The 15,925-nt window shown below is 38.2% G+C and carries 14 protein-coding genes; 6 read left to right on the top strand and 8 right to left on the bottom strand.

Annotated features, from left to right (window positions below; translation table 11 throughout):
* Positions 1-114: 114 nt before the first annotated feature.
* Together ACFP65_RS06895 and ACFP65_RS06890 are read left to right on the top strand one after the other, a co-directional pair.
* Complete coding sequence (locus tag ACFP65_RS06895) at positions 115-1,656, top strand: diguanylate cyclase (protein WP_379917123.1); 1,542 nt, start codon at positions 115-117, stop codon at positions 1,654-1,656.
* Between the two features lie 84 nt (positions 1,657-1,740).
* On the top strand, positions 1,741-2,736 hold the full coding sequence (locus ACFP65_RS06890; RefSeq protein ID WP_379917121.1) for an ion channel: 996 nt from the start codon (positions 1,741-1,743) through the stop codon (positions 2,734-2,736).
* Positions 2,737-2,797: 61 nt separating this feature from the next.
* Here the strand turns inward: ACFP65_RS06890 and ACFP65_RS06885 are convergent, their stop codons facing one another.
* Entirely contained in the window at positions 2,798-3,751 is a 954-nt protein-coding gene (locus ACFP65_RS06885; protein ID WP_379917120.1) for an alpha/beta hydrolase, read from the bottom strand.
* 79 nt (positions 3,752-3,830) lie between these two features.
* Positions 3,831-4,256, bottom strand: a complete 426-nt coding sequence (locus ACFP65_RS06880) for a GNAT family N-acetyltransferase (protein WP_379917118.1) — start codon at positions 4,254-4,256, stop codon at positions 3,831-3,833.
* 93 nt (positions 4,257-4,349) lie between these two features.
* Here ACFP65_RS06880 and ACFP65_RS06875 point away from each other — a divergent pair, with 93 nt between their 5' ends.
* Positions 4,350-4,628: a rhodanese-like domain-containing protein gene (locus ACFP65_RS06875; protein WP_379917181.1), complete on the top strand. Its 279-nt coding sequence runs from the start codon at positions 4,350-4,352 to the stop codon at positions 4,626-4,628.
* Between the two features lie 44 nt (positions 4,629-4,672).
* Here ACFP65_RS06875 and ACFP65_RS06870 read toward each other — a convergent pair whose 3' ends face one another.
* Positions 4,673-5,107, bottom strand: coding sequence for a YaiI/YqxD family protein (locus ACFP65_RS06870; protein WP_379917116.1), 435 nt, complete (start codon positions 5,105-5,107; stop codon positions 4,673-4,675).
* A 120-nt stretch (positions 5,108-5,227) separates the two neighbouring features.
* Between ACFP65_RS06870 and ACFP65_RS06865 the strand changes: the two genes are divergently transcribed.
* Positions 5,228-5,875: an HD domain-containing protein gene (locus tag ACFP65_RS06865; RefSeq protein ID WP_379917114.1), complete on the top strand. Its 648-nt coding sequence runs from the start codon at positions 5,228-5,230 to the stop codon at positions 5,873-5,875.
* Between the two features lie 347 nt (positions 5,876-6,222).
* Here ACFP65_RS06865 and ACFP65_RS06860 read toward each other — a convergent pair whose 3' ends face one another.
* Together ACFP65_RS06860 and ACFP65_RS06855 are read right to left on the bottom strand one after the other, a co-directional pair.
* Complete coding sequence (locus ACFP65_RS06860) at positions 6,223-7,593, bottom strand: M20/M25/M40 family metallo-hydrolase (RefSeq protein ID WP_379917112.1); 1,371 nt, start codon at positions 7,591-7,593, stop codon at positions 6,223-6,225.
* A gap of 178 nt (positions 7,594-7,771) precedes the next feature.
* Positions 7,772-8,713: a CPBP family intramembrane glutamic endopeptidase gene (locus tag ACFP65_RS06855; RefSeq protein ID WP_379917110.1), complete on the bottom strand. Its 942-nt coding sequence runs from the start codon at positions 8,711-8,713 to the stop codon at positions 7,772-7,774.
* Between the two features lie 159 nt (positions 8,714-8,872).
* Between ACFP65_RS06855 and ACFP65_RS06850 the strand changes: the two genes are divergently transcribed.
* Both ACFP65_RS06850 and ACFP65_RS06845 read left to right on the top strand, forming a co-directional pair.
* Positions 8,873-9,661 (top strand): ABC transporter ATP-binding protein, encoded by a 789-nt coding sequence (locus tag ACFP65_RS06850; RefSeq protein WP_379917108.1) that lies wholly within the window; start codon positions 8,873-8,875, stop codon positions 9,659-9,661.
* Positions 9,651-11,348, top strand: coding sequence for a hypothetical protein (locus ACFP65_RS06845; protein ID WP_379917106.1), 1,698 nt, complete (start codon positions 9,651-9,653; stop codon positions 11,346-11,348). Before ACFP65_RS06850 ends, ACFP65_RS06845 begins: the two co-directional genes overlap by 11 nt.
* A 44-nt stretch (positions 11,349-11,392) precedes the next feature.
* Here the strand turns inward: ACFP65_RS06845 and ACFP65_RS06840 are convergent, their stop codons facing one another.
* Genes ACFP65_RS06840 through ACFP65_RS06830 form a run of 3 tightly spaced genes read right to left on the bottom strand, consistent with a single transcriptional unit; the run spans position 11,393 to position 15,794 of the window.
* Positions 11,393-13,795, bottom strand: a complete 2,403-nt coding sequence (locus ACFP65_RS06840; protein WP_379917104.1) for a transglutaminase domain-containing protein — start codon at positions 13,793-13,795, stop codon at positions 11,393-11,395.
* Entirely contained in the window at positions 13,792-14,832 is a 1,041-nt protein-coding gene (locus ACFP65_RS06835) for a DUF58 domain-containing protein (protein WP_379917102.1), read from the bottom strand. Before ACFP65_RS06835 ends, ACFP65_RS06840 begins: the two co-directional genes overlap by 4 nt.
* Positions 14,829-15,794 carry an AAA family ATPase gene (locus tag ACFP65_RS06830; RefSeq protein ID WP_379917100.1) on the bottom strand — a complete coding sequence of 322 codons (966 nt, stop codon included), beginning with the start codon at positions 15,792-15,794 and terminating at the stop codon, positions 14,829-14,831. Before ACFP65_RS06830 ends, ACFP65_RS06835 begins: the two co-directional genes overlap by 4 nt.
* Positions 15,795-15,925 lie beyond the last annotated feature (131 nt).

Below are 15,925 nucleotides of genomic sequence, written 5' to 3'. Positions count from 1 at the left end.
TGAGTTATCTGTCTATTTTAATGATTTGTCATAAATTGTTCTTAATGCGTTTCGTTAGAAGCTGAGATAACTATGCTATAGTAAAATAAAAACAGAGTATAGAGGTACATAAATATGCACGGACAACTATTAGCTTACATATCTGTTATTGCAACATCTGGTGTTTTGAATTTATATCTATTCGTATATATTTTTCGTAAAAGACATCTGTATAAAACCATATCTTCTTATTTTCTGCCTTATATAGGTACAATCGTCATTTACTGTCTGGGTGCCGCTTTTGGCATGCTTTCTACAAATCTTGCCGAGTTGAAGTTCTGGACGATTTTTATGTATTTCGGTTTACCTTATGCTTCACCGTTAGGCCTTTTATTTATTATGAGATACCTGGGATTCAAGATTAAAAAGAAGCAGATCGTTGGCTTACTTATTATTCCGGTTTTAACAACGGTACTAGTAGCGACCAATGATCTTCATCATCTATATTACAGAGTATTTGAGATCCATCCGACATTAGGGGCACCTTTTTTTTATCAAGAGATTGGTTTTTGGTATCTCTTACAAGGGATTCTCACCTTTGCGTGTATGCTTACAGGCTTCTTACTATTAGCATCTAGATATAGGGAAATGTCTAAGCAGTATCGTCCGCAAATTCTGGCACTTGTTTTTGGACAATTTCTACCGATGACGACCGCTTTTGTTTATTTAATCGGCTTAACTCCTGAAGGGATTGATCCTGTACCTATGGTGATGTGGATTTCAACAGTGCTTTATTTCTGGGCTATCAATTCTTCAAGATTATTCAGTCTCATGCCAGTGGCTAAAGATGTAATATTCAATAGTATCAATGATGCCGTCATGGTATTGGATGAGTCTTTAAGGTTAGTTGAAATCAACCAGGCTTGTAGAAGACACTTTACGCAAGTCAATCGGTCACTGATTGGGTCGGATATTCAAGAAATTTGGGAAGTCTTATTTGATGTATCTTTTGATATGAAGATTGGTATGGCAGAAATTAAAACTCAATTAAATGAGGAAAGAGTCTATCAAGTACGTTTATCCTTATTGGACAATTCTCACAATATAGACGGTTTTTTAATCATGTTTACGGATATCACAGAAGTCAAAAAGCTTCAGAGCCTTCTGGAACAACAAGCTTATTACGATGATTTGACTCAGATTTATAATCGACGTGCTTTTTTGAAGCAGTGTGAACTGGAGTATGAACAGTCTGTTCTAGAACAGACGCCCTTTTCTGTGATGATTATGGATGTGGATTATTTTAAGAAAGTGAATGATGTATATGGTCACCATATGGGAGACCGTTTGTTGGAGCATGTTGTTAGAATTTGCCAGAGTTATTTAGTGAATGAAGAGCTTTTCGCTCGGTATGGTGGGGAAGAATTTGTTTTTGCAATCAAAAATTGTCCTCAAGTGCAAGCTGAGAGGCTAGCGAATCGTATCCGAGTAGCGGTTGAACGTACACCGTTGATTACGTCAGAAGGTGAACTTAGCGTAACGCTAAGTCTAGGTGTGGTAGAGTCTATCAAAGAAATAGGAGAGACGGTCTCGGATCTTTTAAATAAAGCAGACAAGGCCTTGTATCAAGCAAAGGAAACAGGAAGGAACAAGGTCAATGTGTATATAAATGATTGATTCAAGTTCGTCCTACTTGGAGAATACATCTAATCCAATTATGATAGAAGTGTGATAAAACTTATAGGATAGGTGGCAATCAGTATGAATTGGTTTTTTTATATTTCAGGGATTACAGTGATCGGACTGACGATTCTAGACTTGATCTGGACGACGCTTTGGGTTGATGGCGGAGCAGGTCCACTTTCCAAAAGGTTAGCAGAAATGATTTGGAAACTTTTTAATCGATTAGGGAATATAAAAAATAAGTTTTATGACTTTGTCGGTCCAGTAACATTGGTGAGTACATTGTTTTTATGGTCCTTTTTAATTTGGGTGGGTTTTTCATTATTTTTTTCAGGAGACCCTACGTCAATAAGCAATACTTCAAGCCCAGAAAGTACAATCGTTTGGTATGAACGCGTTTATTTCACTGGATTTACACTGTTCACACTCGGTCTTGGAGATTACGCACCAAAAGCAGGATTTTGGCAAATCGTGACAACTTTAAATTCAGGTGTAGGCATTCTATTTTTGACGTTATGTGCTTCTTATATTATTTCAGTTATAGATGCTGTTGTTCAAAAGCGCTCGCTTGCGATGAGCATAACAAGTCTTGGAAATAGAAGCACAGAAGTGATCGATAATATTTGGAATGGTGAGGACTTCCATAATATTGATCTAGTACTAGTGGATGTTTCTTCTAAGATCAGTCAGTTAACGCAACAACATCATGCGTATCCTTTACTCCACTTCTACCATAGTAGTAATCCAAAGGAGTCTGCTTCCGTAGCGATTGCCATATTGGACGAAACGCTTACGATTTTAAAAAATGGACTAGCAGAAGAAAATAAAACGAATTTTTTACTGATTCAAAGTACAAAATCGAGTATAACGACGTATTTGGAAAGCCTGACTGAGGCGGTTGTCACTCCTTCTGAGACTGCACCACCGGTTCCTGATATACATCCTTTAATTGAAAAGGATGTACCGCTGATATCTGCTCAGGATTTTGAGGAGTTGCTAGTAAATCAAGAAGATCGTAGAAAACAATTGATGGGTGCTATACAAATCGATCATCATCAATGGCCGGATCAATAAAATAGACGAATAAAAAGATACTTACCAGAAGCTGTTTCTCTGTGTAAGTATCTTTTCTTGATTACAACGTATGGTCTAGTGTTACATAATTCTTTAAAAAGTGAGATACTCTACTACGGTAGGTTTCCTTATCTGTTACATACGCATACGCATGCTCTGCACCGGGAACGATGTAAAGTTCTTTAGGTGAAGCATTTGCTTCATAAAGCTTATAAACCATCCAAGTTGGAACAAAATGGTCAGCGTCTCCATGAATAAATAACGTAGGTGTTTGATTCTTTTTCACTTGTTCGAGTGAGCTAGCTTCTTCAAACCAGTAGCCAGCACGGATTTTTGTTATTAGACTGGTCATTTGAACCAGCGGGAATTTCGGTAGTTTGTACATATCTTTTAACTGATGCGTAACTTCCTCTTCTACGGAACTAAATCCACAATCTTCAACGATTGCTTTAACTTGTTCTGGCAGTTTTTCTCCACTAACATTCAATACAGTAGCACCGCCCATACTGATACCATAAAGAATAATTTCGGACTGTTCCCCGTGACGTTGAATCATTTGATTGATCCATCTTAAATAATCGTTTCGTTCATGCCAGCCGAATCCGATATAATTTCCTTCGCTAGAACCATGGCCCCTTGCATCAGAAACTAAGATGTTAAAACCTAGGTCGTAAAATAATTTGGCGAAAGGTGCCATATCTTTTAAGCTACCACTATAACCGTGGGCAATTAAAGCAACTTTATCTGACGGTTTTGCTGCTGGAATATAAACACCTGAAATCGTCAGCCCGTCTTCAGAAACAATATGCGTTACTTCATGTTCTACATCGTTATACCATTGTTTCTCAGCCGCCCATGGATCATCTGGATGGATGGTAGCGTGATCGAATTCCTCAATAAAGGATTTCTTAGTGTTGGCTACAGCGGTCTTGTAAAAGTAATTACCGGTTAGTGTCAAAGCACCTACAGCAGCGCCTAAGCCACCTGATACTGTAGCGATCGTTTTCTTTTTCATACATTCGGCTCCTTCAATAGTTCTTGTGTTGATTATCGTAACACATTTTCATGATCATTTTATGAAGAAGGTCATTAGTCTAGAAGAGAGTTTTTGAATAATAGTATTCTATTAGGTTTGCATTAGGATATGTTAGTTCTCCAAACCGCTGGTAACCACATTTTTCGTAAAATGAAGGACCTTGAAAATCAAAAGTCTCCAGATGAACAACTTGGCAACCATAAGTTTTTAGATCTTGTTCAATTCCCTCCAATAATAATCGTCCGTATCCTTTGCCACGGTATGTTTCATCGATCCAAAGCGTATCTATGTATCCAATCTTGTAAAGAGAAGCATAAGCTATGATGCCGCCTATTAATGCACCCTCTAAAGTTAAACTATATTGAAAAGGGACAAAGGCTTTTTCTTGGAGTAGTGGTTTATGGTTTAAATTGAAATCATTGAGTTTGGATTCAATCTGGTCGATTTCTTGACTTGAAGCAAGAGTGATTTGAATCTTTTCCATTTTATTTTCTCCTTTTTATGAGATACTATTGAGTATAGCAAATACCCACTATATACAAAAGAGTTGAAAAGGAGCGAATCAAAAGTGTCCGAAATGACTATTGAAGAATTGAAAAAACACTTGGACGAAGTCAACTTGATTGATGTAAGAGAAAAAGAAGAGTTTGATAAAGGGCACATTGAGCAGGCGAGAAATATACCGTTATCTACATTAGAATATCAACTGGATGCATTTGATCCAGCCCAAACCTATCATTTGATTTGTCGTTCTGGTAAAAGATCAGCCAGAGCAGGGGATATTCTTGAACAGCGAGGTATAAAAACGGTCAATGTAACAGGTGGCATGCTTGCTTGGGAAGAAACAGCAGAATAACTGAAAAAGGCTTGGCAATAGATGTCGAGCCTTTTCTAAGCAGTCTATAAGAATTGCTGGAACAGTTTTCGAAAAGTTTCTTTATCGGTAGCAGTAAATGCCTTTGGTCCTTTTGTGCGTTGACCACTTTTACGTGCCATGGCACTGAAATGTCTGGTCTCGAGTAATTGATCGATATTATCAGAAGAGTATTGAAAACCTTTATGATGCAAAACAATACAGCCTTTTGGTAGTAGAAGAGAAGCTAGACCGTAATCTTGTGTAATGATGACATCAGAGGGCTTAGCAAGTTGGACGATTTTAAAGTCAGCGGAATCCGCGCCGTGCTCTACGTATACGCTCTTTACGTATTCTGGATAGTCTTGAAGAGAATAATGCGCGATACTGGAAACTAAAACCACTTGGATTTCTTTGTCTTTAACTTCTTCAATAACCACGTCTTTTACAGGACAGGCGTCAGCATCAATTAGAATTTTCATAGAATATTAAATCCTTCCTTTTAAATAGAATGAGGAACTCAGTACAATGATCTGTTTTCCACAGTGTAGCATAAAATATGGTAGACTGAGAAAAAGAGTAGAACGGAAAGAAGGAATTCGATGAATGATGAAATCATTTTGAGTACAGCGGAAATGGTCCGCTCTAGATTGACAGGAGAAGGATCAGGTCATGACTGGTTCCATATTGAACGTGTCTGGAATAATGCGATCAAAATTGGTAAAGCTGAAAAAGCAGATTTATTCGTTGTGCAACTAGCTGCTCTATTGCATGATCTTGCAGACGACAAGATCGTTTCCAGCGAAGCAGAAGGTGTCTCTGAAATTAATTACTGGCTTGAAGGAGAAGGGGTGCCGTCTGCTGTCATTGAACATGTTTTATCCATCATCCAGACAATGTCTTATAAAGGTGGGAACAACCACTTGTATGGGTCTCTAGAAGCGAAAGTGGTTCAGGATGCAGATCGCTTGGATGCTATTGGAGCAGTTGGAATTGCTAGAACCTTTGTATACGCTGGGAGCGTGGGCAATCCGATTTTTGATCCTCAGTATACTGTTCGAGAAAATATGACTAAAAAGGAATACCGTGAAGGAAAAAGTAGTGCAATCCATCATTTTTATGAAAAATTACTGAAACTAAAAGAACTTATGAATACCGAAACAGCCATCCAGCTAGCAGAAGACCGTCACCAGTTTATGGAAATCTATCTGGAACAATTCTTTAAAGAATATACCCTAGAAGAAGAGTAAAAGAACCGTAGTTTCGACACTTATAGGCTTGTAGGCCTCATAGTCGAAACTGCGGTTTTTAAATGATGTCAGTTTGAAGAATACATGTCCGATTGGTGGAACTGAGATTGAAATAACAAGTGAGTTTGAAGAATACATGCCTAATTGTTGGAACTGAGATTGAAATAACAAGTGAGTTTGAAGAATACATGCCTAATTGTTGGAACTGAGATTGAAATAACAAGTGAGTTTGAAGAATACATGTCTGATTGGTGGAACTGAGATTGAAATAACAATCCAGTCTAAAGAATACACGTCTATTCTTAAAATAGAGGTCGTTAAATATGCCAATTTGAAAAAATTCTATCTTAAATTCGATCTCCAAGGTGTAAAATAGTCGCGCAAGTGGTTCGAATACCATCTAAATATTCTTTTTCGCCGATGTTTTCATTAGGTGCGTGGTTATCTTCGTCCACATTGGCGTAAGGAATCGTTAGGGATGGGATACCTAAGATATCTGTGAAGATATACATCGGTCCTGTTCCACCAAGAGCCGGCAGAACGACCGGAGTTTTACCATGTGAAATTTCTACTGCCTGAATGACTTTTTGGACAATGTCTAGATGCATAGGGGTTCTAGAAGGTTTGACACCACCTAAATAATCGACAGATATCTCACTTTTAGATTGGAATTGTTCAACGTGATTTAAAATAGATTCGAAAATTTGATTTGGGTCTTGATCAGCGGCCAAACGCATATCAATTTTCACTTTCGCTTCGCTTGGAATAATGGTTTTAGTTCCTTCTCCAGTGTAGCCACTTCCAAACCCCGCGATATTAAAAGTTGGAGAGAGACACAGCTTTTTATAGTACTCTTCAATAGTCATACTGATTTCGTCAATCCCGATGACTTCAGCAATCGCTTCTGGATTGAAGGGTAGCGAGCGGATATGATCCAATTCTTCTTTTGTTGGCGTCAGAATGCCGTTATAAAAGCCATCAATTAAAACGGTCCCTTCTTCGTCAATCATAGAACGAATCAAGTTGATTAAGTCCATTGCAGGATTGGGTGCAATATTGCCTTTGTTTCCAGAATGATTATCTCTTAAAGCCCCTTTAGCGTTCAATTCAATATATAAAAGGCCTCGGTTTCCTAAAGTAACAGAAGGTTGATCTTTGCCTTCCATCGGCCCATCTGCTGTATAGGCAATATCTGCTTTAAGTAAGTCTTTATGTTTTTCAGCAAAAGGCTCTAGATTCACACTCCCTTTTTCTTCTTCTCCTTCGAATAGGAATTTCACATTGATCGGTAGTTTACCATATAATTCCAGCAAGGCTTTCACAGCGAGTACATGTGCAACCAGTTGCCCTTTGTTGTCACCAGTACCTCTTCCAAAAATCTTACCGTCACGAATCGTAGGTTCAAAAGGTTCTGAGCGCCATAATTCTAGAGGTTCAGGCGGTTGAACATCGTAATGACCATAAAACAAAACGGTTAATTCGTTATCAGGATGCAGGACTTCTCCATAAACTACAGGAAATCCTTCAGTTTCCAATAGTTGTGTTTCAATTCCGGCGTCTATCATCATTGATTGAAGCAAATCAGCACACTCTAGAACCCCTAAATTCTGAGCACTGATACTCGGTTGTCTAATCAATCTGAATAATGATTCCATATGGAACGCTTTTTCTGATGCTAGTTTTATAGCTACTTCTTTGAATGTATCGTTTTGATGCATAACAATCTCCCCCTTATTTCAATCCATCGAATGGTTTTCCTTGAAATCAAGTATACATAAAAATGAGAATATTTACATTTAAATTAAATAAATTTCTCATAATAAATAAAAATCCCAATCATTCCCATTAAAGAAAGGGAACGATTGGGAAAAAGTAGATTCATTTATGGTTTTAAGATTAAAAATCCTCAAAGTGTTCGATATCGTCAACATCTTGTACAGGTTCGTGCTCCAAAAATTCGGATGGAATATTTGTCAGGTAAGGTGTTGCTTCTGCTTTTAATCCCTTACCGTATTTTTTGATGAATAAGATGGTTATAGCCAGAACAATCACGAAAACTACGGAATAAAGCGTTAGTTCCTGAATGAATTCTGCAGTAGGATTGGCAATGATGTACAATTCTTCTAAACTAGCAGAGTCACTTGTAAAAAGAGTAGGTATGATAACGATAAAGTTATAAAGCGCGTGGGTCAGAATAGGATAAACAAGCTTTTTTGTCTTGGTGTAGACTACAGCACACAGAAATCCTAAAATCAGTTGCGGAAAGAACAAAGAATTAAAATGAATAATCATAAAGATGATGGAGCTGAATAGAATCCCTTTCCAGACTCCGTATTTCTCCGACCATTTATTCATCAATACGCCTCTAAAGAAAACTTCTTCAACAATCGGTGCGGCGATTACTGTAAGAGGGAAAAGATAGATGAAAGAAGGCGTTTCGACTATTAATTCATTTGGATTCAAACCCATATAAGAGATAAAAAAGGTATAAAAATCTGTAAATGACAAAAAGATGCGCAAAGCAAAATAGATAAACAGACTTCCACAGATAGCGACTAAAATGGTCAGTCCAGCTACCGGAAGCAACTGCTTTTTCTCAGGTGGGCCTTCTCCAGTGATACCAGTCGTGAAGACGTTCTGCTTGGATAATTGGCGAAGAATAATTTTATAAATCAGAAAATATAAAAATAAACTAATCATCAATCCAAAAATTTCTGGATAATTTTCTTGCATGGCAATGAGTAAAAAGGCATTAGCAAATTCAATGCCGATCATCGTCAGCACGCTTCGCCAGACAATAGCCCAGATGGATAACTTTTTTAACGAATTTATGTACATATGTAACACCCTCCAGATTTAAACGTGATCGTTTATATATTGATATAAAGAATGTATCATACATTTGTGCTTTCAGGTAAAGAAATGTCCAACTCTTCCTATTTTGTTCGGATGGTGTATGATAAAATACTCCTAATCGTAACTTATGGAGGTACATAAATGGATAAGATTTTAGAAATGAAAGAAGTCACGAAATCTTTTGGAGGTAATCATGTGCTGAAAGGCGTAGATTTTTCAGTCTATCCGGGTGAAATTATCGGATATATTGGACCAAATGGAGCAGGGAAAAGTACAACCGTTAAAATGATTTTAGGATTACTACAGCCAGATAGGGGAGACATTTTCATATTTGGAAAGCCTCTTAAAGATTCAGGAGATGCCTATAAAGCTCGAATCGGTTATGTGCCTGAAAATGCAGAACTATACGATACCTTATCTGCTGAAGAGTACTTGCTCTTTGTAGGTAGACTATATGGACTGGAAGAAAATATGGTTCGAGAGAAGAGCCTAAAAATGATGCAGATCCTAGGTATCGAAGAAGCCTTCAAGAACCGTTTATCTTCATTTTCGAAAGGGATGCGTCAGAAAGTCTTGATTATATCTAGCTTATTACATAACCCAGATATTCTATTTTGGGATGAGCCGTTAAATGGGTTAGACGCCAACAGCGTACAAATCGTAAAAGAAATTCTTTCAGAATTGAAAAAAGAAGGGAAAACAGTCTTTTATTCTTCGCATATTATGGATACGGTGGAGAAACTCAGTGACCGTATTATCATCTTGAATGAAGGACGCGTGGTAGCTGACGGACATTTTGATGAGCTTCAAAAAGAGGCAGATGGAACACTTGAGCAGTTGTTCAATCAGTTGACGGGATTCAACGAATATGAAGAACTCGCCAATGCCTTCGTTTCAGTCATGAAAGGAGAAACGCCTTATGATGCGTAATGTTTTTGGTGGAAGTCAGAAACAAGAGGTAAGTTTCTTTATCAAGATTATCAGAAAACTAGCGCCAGTGTATCGACGTTTGGGTGTGGATTATCCCATCATGGAAAAAATCATCGATACAAAGCTGCTTATGGATAGCCGACAGGAAAAAGTGATTCCAACGAATTCTATGTGGGGAAACAGTAAGGAAGAGGACGAAGATAAAAATGCTTTCTTCCAGTCTTTATGGGCCTATGCATTGATCAGCCTGATTCTATTATTTGTCTTCGCCATCGACAATATTCAGTTCCAGTACACTGTGTTCTTCAGTTTTATCTTTATAATGCTGTTATCGACTTTGATTGCAAATTTCTCTAGTATTCTACTTGAAACAAAAGACCAGATTCTGATTGGAACGAAACCGGTATCTTCAAGGACGCTGAGTGCCGCAAAAGCGACCCATGTCTTTATTTATCTTATCTCGCTAACACTTGCGCTTTCTGTACCAATGGTGGTTGGAACCTTCTTTATCCACGGGATTCTAGCAGGATTATTGGCTATTTTACTGACAGTTGTGGCATCCATCTGGTGCCTGCTACTGACAATTATCACTTATGCCACTGTACTTAAGCGATTCAATGGGGAAAAGCTGAAAAATATTATTGCTTATAGTCAAATCGGAATTTCTGTTTTCACGGTTATCGGTTATCAAGTGATGAATCAAGCTTTTCAATTTATTAATCCTAGCATGCTTGCGATTGAATTGAATCTACAATGGTGGCATATTTTTGTTTTTCCGCTATGGTTTGTTGCACCATTTGGTCTATTAGAAAACGGGTTTTCACTCACATATTTAGTGTATATTGTTTTACTTATTGGAGGGACTGCTGCGCTGGCGGTTCTCTATTATTTCAATAGTGATAAGCTGGAAGCGAACTTACAGAAACTTGAAAGTGGAGAAGGCGATACAGACAAACGTTCATGGTACGAAACGCTATCGAGTAAGTGTCTGTGCTGGGATAAAAAGGAAAGAGGATACTATCATTTCACATGGCAACTGACCAAAAACGAAAGAGAATTCAAGACAAGACTATACCCGTCTCTAGCGACCATTTTTGTCTTTCCGATTATACTCATAGGGTCAACATACCAGTTAACGGAAGATGGCGGAGTTGGAATCAATCAATTGTCTGTGTTCAAGTACATGCCCTATTATGCACTCTTAGTTATTCCAATGCTGGCTGTTTCAGTGAAGTACTCCAAAAATTTCAAAGGAAGTTGGATATTTGGAATGCGTTCTGAAAATCATGCAGGGGTTTTTATAAGAGGTATGATCAAAGCACTGATCATGAAGTTGCTTTTTCCAATCTATCTGGTTTTATCGAGTGTCGTCCTAGTCTTTTCGGACTTGGAGATTTTACCGGCTTTGCTGAATGGGTTATTGCTGGTTATCTTGATTTTCTCAATAGAAGTTAAACGTACGATACAAACCTTTCCTTTTTCAAAGAGGTATAACGCTTCTGAAGCAAACCAAGGATGCTTTGCGACGGTTATTTTTATAGCCATTACAGGGATTGTTGCAGTGGGGATGTTTGCTATACAGGAGTTAGTACCTTTTGGTGTTTATATCTTGATGGTTACTTTACTAGCTATAGACGGATGGATTCTGACAAAAGGTTTCGACAAAATCACACTCAAAATGGACTAACTAAAAAGTAGCCGAACACCTTTTGAAAGGGCGTTCGGCTACTTTTATTTGTTGACTCCGTTTTTTCTTTTAAGACTTCTTGCTAAAACGTCCAGAGTGCTAATGAATATTTCTTTTTGTGGAGTAGAAATAGATGAAACCGAGGTCGTTTTACTATAAAAAGTGTGATCTGTTAATGCAGCGAACTCAGATAAAACTTCTGTATCTTCTTTTGTCAGCGTTTGAAATACAGTTATATAGTCATAGACTGTCTGAGTTTTTGATCTTTTTTGCTTCTGATCAAATAATCGTAATGTCCAATGGCAAGCTTTTTCAAGAGAAATCTTATTGTCTTGAATCGCTTTTTTTAGTAACCAGGTCATTAAGCGTAAGTGTAGCGAGAAATACAATGTGCTAAATACGAATAAGATCAGACTGAAGATCATAAGCATAAATGCAACGGTAGAAAGGGGAGAACGATCAGGGGATTTCACTTCTTCTGTTTCGCCCTCTTCTTCAGCTGCAGGGTCCTCTATTGATTCCTCTCCAACTTCTTCAGATAGTGCTTCTTCTTCAGTATTTTCGTCGACTGCAGTGTCTGTATCGGCTTCAAGATCTTCCAATGTTACGGCTTGATCATCAAAAGAAAAACGGTCATCTTCAGGAGAAACATCGTTTTCCGTTCGTGTGATTGGATTAGCAAAGGAAGGACTAGGTTCAAAAGGTACCCATCCAGTACTTGGGAAATAGACTTCCGGCCAAGAATGAGCATTTGAATTGGTGATTTGATAATATTGTTCTCCATCAGCATTAGTCTGGCTACTTCCAGGAGTAAATCCTTTGACCCACCGAGCGGGAATCCCTATAGAACGTAGCATGGTAACCATTGCACTGGAAAAATTATCACAGTATCCAACTTTTGTTTCAAATAGGAAATGTTCAACATAATCTTCTCCCGACGGTGTTTGAGCGGTATCTCTTAAACTATACCGATAACCACCTTCACTTTTCAGATACGATTCTATTGCTCGAACCATTTCATACTCGCTATTCATTCCCTCGGTTAGTTCTTGTGCTAGCTCTCTCACGCGTTGCGGGAAATCTAGTGGAAGTTGAACGCCTTCTGGTGCAGCGAGAGACATCCATTCAGCAAGCGACTGATCACCTGATTCGATGAGCGTATCGTCTAGTGGCTGGCTAGACATTTCTTCCCAAAAGGACATTCTCCAACCATCATCTTCTCGAAGTTGAGCCTCATCTAGTCGGTCTGGGAAACTAGAATCATAATCTACATTGTATCCTTCCAAAATGCCTTCGTTATCTTGGACATCGTTGTACTCGGTTGAGTAATTGTATGACATAGAATAGTCTATAGGATCAGCGTCTATTTCTATAGTAGTCCATCCATAAGGATAGGCAATATACTCTATTGGAGCCTGCCAATCAACAGAAGCGGTAGTGAGCACGCCGCCTTCAGAAACATCAGCAGCAGCCAAGGTAGAAGTTGCATAATCTCTACGTTCATATGGAGAATAGACTTCTTCTGATAGACCCGCGGGGGAACTACCCCAACCTTCGCCAGTATAATTCCAACGATGCAAGACTTTCCAGTAATTAGGTTCTGGTGTATATGCTTGAAATAGCCGTGTGTAATCTTTTCTCAAGGGACCACCCAATTGTTCGTCATTGGTTCCTATGCCTGTCTCGCGGTATCTTGAACCTGGAGACTGAGCATCAACCCAGTCAAAAAAACCACGACTTTCGAGTCTGTTTTGATAACCAATCGTACTCATTTCAAACCATTCCTGAGAAGGCATAAACCAATCGACTCCCCAGTAAGCCAATCCAACCAATGCACCAGTGAGAAGGCTGGTTAAAGTAGAAAGTTTAAAAAAGTACCAATTACTCTGGATTTGATTCAGTTTTGTAAGGCCAATTAAGAGCATGCCAAACCCAATAACGGTTACCGCCTGAGAAAGAATTGCGTAACTTGTAAAGGTGTGTAAAATCATAAGATAACCAAAAGCGACAAGAAAAGATGGATAAGCAAACTTTTGACGAATCGTGGTAAAGGTTAGTAAAGTTGCCAACACAAAGAGGGCTAAAATAGCGAGAAATAAAGGTACGGAAGACGTATTTCCAGTAATCACTTGATTCCATTCTTGTTGTCCCAATTGCCATAAGTTAAAGAACCACTTAGTCAGTGATACTTCAATGGTCAAAGATGGAAACGATCGATAAAGAAAGACGAGAATCACGAAGATTTGGACTATAAAGTACGTCCACCACTTTTTGAAAAAGGCAGCCGTCAATTGAGTGATTGCGAAAAAGAGGACAATAGATTCAAAACCAGATAATGCATTGATCCGTAAAAATAAAAAAAGTACAGGAAGAATTAAAAAACTATGAACCAATCCTATTAGTAAAGAACGCATACATTCTGATAAAGAGCTGATATAAGGTTTCACTCTTCAGCGCCTCCTTTCAGTGAATTCAATTGACGCTCATCTAAAATAAATAGATTAGGCGTGTTTTTAATCGTATCAGGTAAGGATATATTCCGTGGCGCTATAATCAAAATAGTCGTTTTAAACGTATCTAAAGGACCTAGTAATTTGAGTAAGCGCTGATCATCTTCACTTGGTTGAATCGTTAGATAATCATCGGGATGGCTGTGTTTGGTAGTTTGTCCGTTAAATGAACCTAGCAAGTGAAGGTCATTTTTAGAATTAACAGATAAATACTGATCCAGACTGTAGGCTAAACTGAGTAAATCTTCAAACCGTGAAGAAGAGAAGCCTACAAAGTACAAACTGATAGATAGGTGATCTTCACGATCATATTCTTTGATCATCCACTGTTCCCGTTTCAAGCTCGACTTCCAGTCAATAGAGCCAATTGCGTCGCGAGGTTGATAAGCTCTTAATTCTTTCACTTCAAAAGCGTGGGAGAGAGAATCTAAATCTGTTAAGCGAATGGCTTGTTCAGATAAGAGTTTTAATATCCGCTCTTGTGGTGCTTTTTTTGGATAAATTGCAAAATCTACGGAAAGTGAATGTGTAAAGCGATGTCTAAACAAACCAAATAAACCGAGTCCTCGGGTCTGAACCGTCAACTGCTCATAATGACCTCTAGTCATATGTTGAGACAAAGCACGAAACTCTGAGTGATTCTTTAAAAATAGATCCGGATAAACTGTCTGAAAAATCTGAATGCCTTGCTGATCGGTTAGAATCAATTCAAACGAAGACAATAAAAATAAAAGATGCCATCTTCGGTAAAGGGTAAAAGAAAGATCTAAGCGATTATCTTCCGTAACAACCCATTGGATATTCTTGAAATAGATCTTCAAGCGAGATGAAAAAAAAGCGACCAATAAAACGAGTGAAAAACTATAGAAAATAAACCAGGACACAGAAGAAGGAAACGTTAATGTGTAAAGAATGGTAAAAAAGTATAATAATACGAACGTTAACCCACGCCAATTAATAAAACGCTGCTTCATTTCGAGCTCCTGATTTTAGTAGGAATATCTACCTGACTGATAAGTTCGTCAATAAAGTCATCAATTGCTTGAGCAGTCATTCTATTTACAAATAAAAGGCGATGTCTGAATAAAGGTTTAATAATAGATAAGATATCTTGCGGGGTGACATAATCACGACCACTTAAAAGAGCCTGGCCGCGTGCAGCAGCTAAACAATACTGGGTTCCTCTCGGACTGATACCGAGTCTAAGTTCAGAATGGTTACGAGTACGGTCAACAAGCATAATCATATAATCTAGTAGTTGTGGATTGACATAAACAGATTTTACTAGCTCTTTAAGCGTATTGAATTCGTTTAAAGACAAAATCGGTTGTAACTGTTCTATTGAGCTTAATTGATCTGGGGATTCGAGCATTCGGATTTCCTGTTCCTTACTAGGATATCCTAGAGAAAGTTGAAAAAGAAAACGATCGAGCTGAGCTTCAGGCAAAGGATAGGTTCCTTCGTAGTCGATAGGATTTTGAGTAGCCAAAACAAAGAAAGGGTCCGGTAATAGATGGGTTTCACTATCAAGTGTTACTTGTTTTTCAGACATGGCTTCTAGCATGGCTGCCTGTGTTCTTGGAGAAGTACGATTGATCTCGTCTGCTAGTACGATTTGGTTGAACAAAGGACCGTGCCGAAACTCGAATTGAGCATCTTGCATATTGGGTACGGAAAAGCCAATAATGTCAGAAGGGATCAAGTCTGGTGTGAATTGAATTCGTGAGAAATCAGCTTCCAGACACTTGGCTATCGTTTTAATCAGGAGCGTTTTACCTACACCGGGAATATCTTCAAAAAGGACATGACCGCCCGCCAGCATGGCAATCAAGGTATATCGGGTAACGTCTTTTTTACCGATTACAATCTGATCGACCGTATCAATTAATGTATGTAATTTTGCAATAGATTTCTCTGTTTGTACTGAATAAGTCAAAGGTATAGCCTCCTGAGTTACTGATTTAAAGGGATAAGATCGAAAAATCAAACCAGTTAAATATGTTTATATAATTGTAAATAGAATGAGATAAGAATACAATGAGAAACTTGCAACTTTAGTGAAATTAT

Origin of the sequence: Marinilactibacillus sp. GCM10026970, from assembly GCF_042660675.1 — a bacterium.
GTDB lineage: Bacteria > Bacillota > Bacilli > Lactobacillales > Carnobacteriaceae_A > Marinilactibacillus.
The sequence above is the reverse complement of the archived record's forward strand: the minus strand, read 5'-3'. Positions and strand labels throughout refer to the sequence as shown.

Excerpts from the sequence above, each read along its gene's own strand:
- ACFP65_RS06880 (WP_379917118.1), bottom strand. The coding sequence starts at position 4,256 with ATGGAAAAGATTCAAATCACTCTTGCTTCAAGTCAAGAAATCGACCAG.
- ACFP65_RS06850 (WP_379917108.1), top strand. The coding sequence starts at position 8,873 with ATGGATAAGATTTTAGAAATGAAAGAAGTCACGAAATCTTTTGGAGGT.
- ACFP65_RS06870 (WP_379917116.1), bottom strand. The coding sequence starts at position 5,107 with ATGAAAATTCTAATTGATGCTGACGCCTGTCCTGTAAAAGACGTGGTT.
- ACFP65_RS06860 (WP_379917112.1), bottom strand. The coding sequence starts at position 7,593 with ATGCATCAAAACGATACATTCAAAGAAGTAGCTATAAAACTAGCATCA.
- ACFP65_RS06875 (WP_379917181.1), top strand. The coding sequence starts at position 4,350 with ATGACTATTGAAGAATTGAAAAAACACTTGGACGAAGTCAACTTGATT.
- ACFP65_RS06885 (WP_379917120.1), bottom strand. The coding sequence starts at position 3,751 with ATGAAAAAGAAAACGATCGCTACAGTATCAGGTGGCTTAGGCGCTGCT.
- ACFP65_RS06865 (WP_379917114.1), top strand. The coding sequence starts at position 5,228 with ATGAATGATGAAATCATTTTGAGTACAGCGGAAATGGTCCGCTCTAGA.
- ACFP65_RS06835 (WP_379917102.1), bottom strand. The coding sequence starts at position 14,832 with ATGAAGCAGCGTTTTATTAATTGGCGTGGGTTAACGTTCGTATTATTA.
- ACFP65_RS06895 (WP_379917123.1), top strand. The coding sequence starts at position 115 with ATGCACGGACAACTATTAGCTTACATATCTGTTATTGCAACATCTGGT.
- ACFP65_RS06855 (WP_379917110.1), bottom strand. The coding sequence starts at position 8,713 with ATGTACATAAATTCGTTAAAAAAGTTATCCATCTGGGCTATTGTCTGG.
- ACFP65_RS06890 (WP_379917121.1), top strand. The coding sequence starts at position 1,741 with ATGAATTGGTTTTTTTATATTTCAGGGATTACAGTGATCGGACTGACG.
- ACFP65_RS06845 (WP_379917106.1), top strand. The coding sequence starts at position 9,651 with ATGATGCGTAATGTTTTTGGTGGAAGTCAGAAACAAGAGGTAAGTTTC.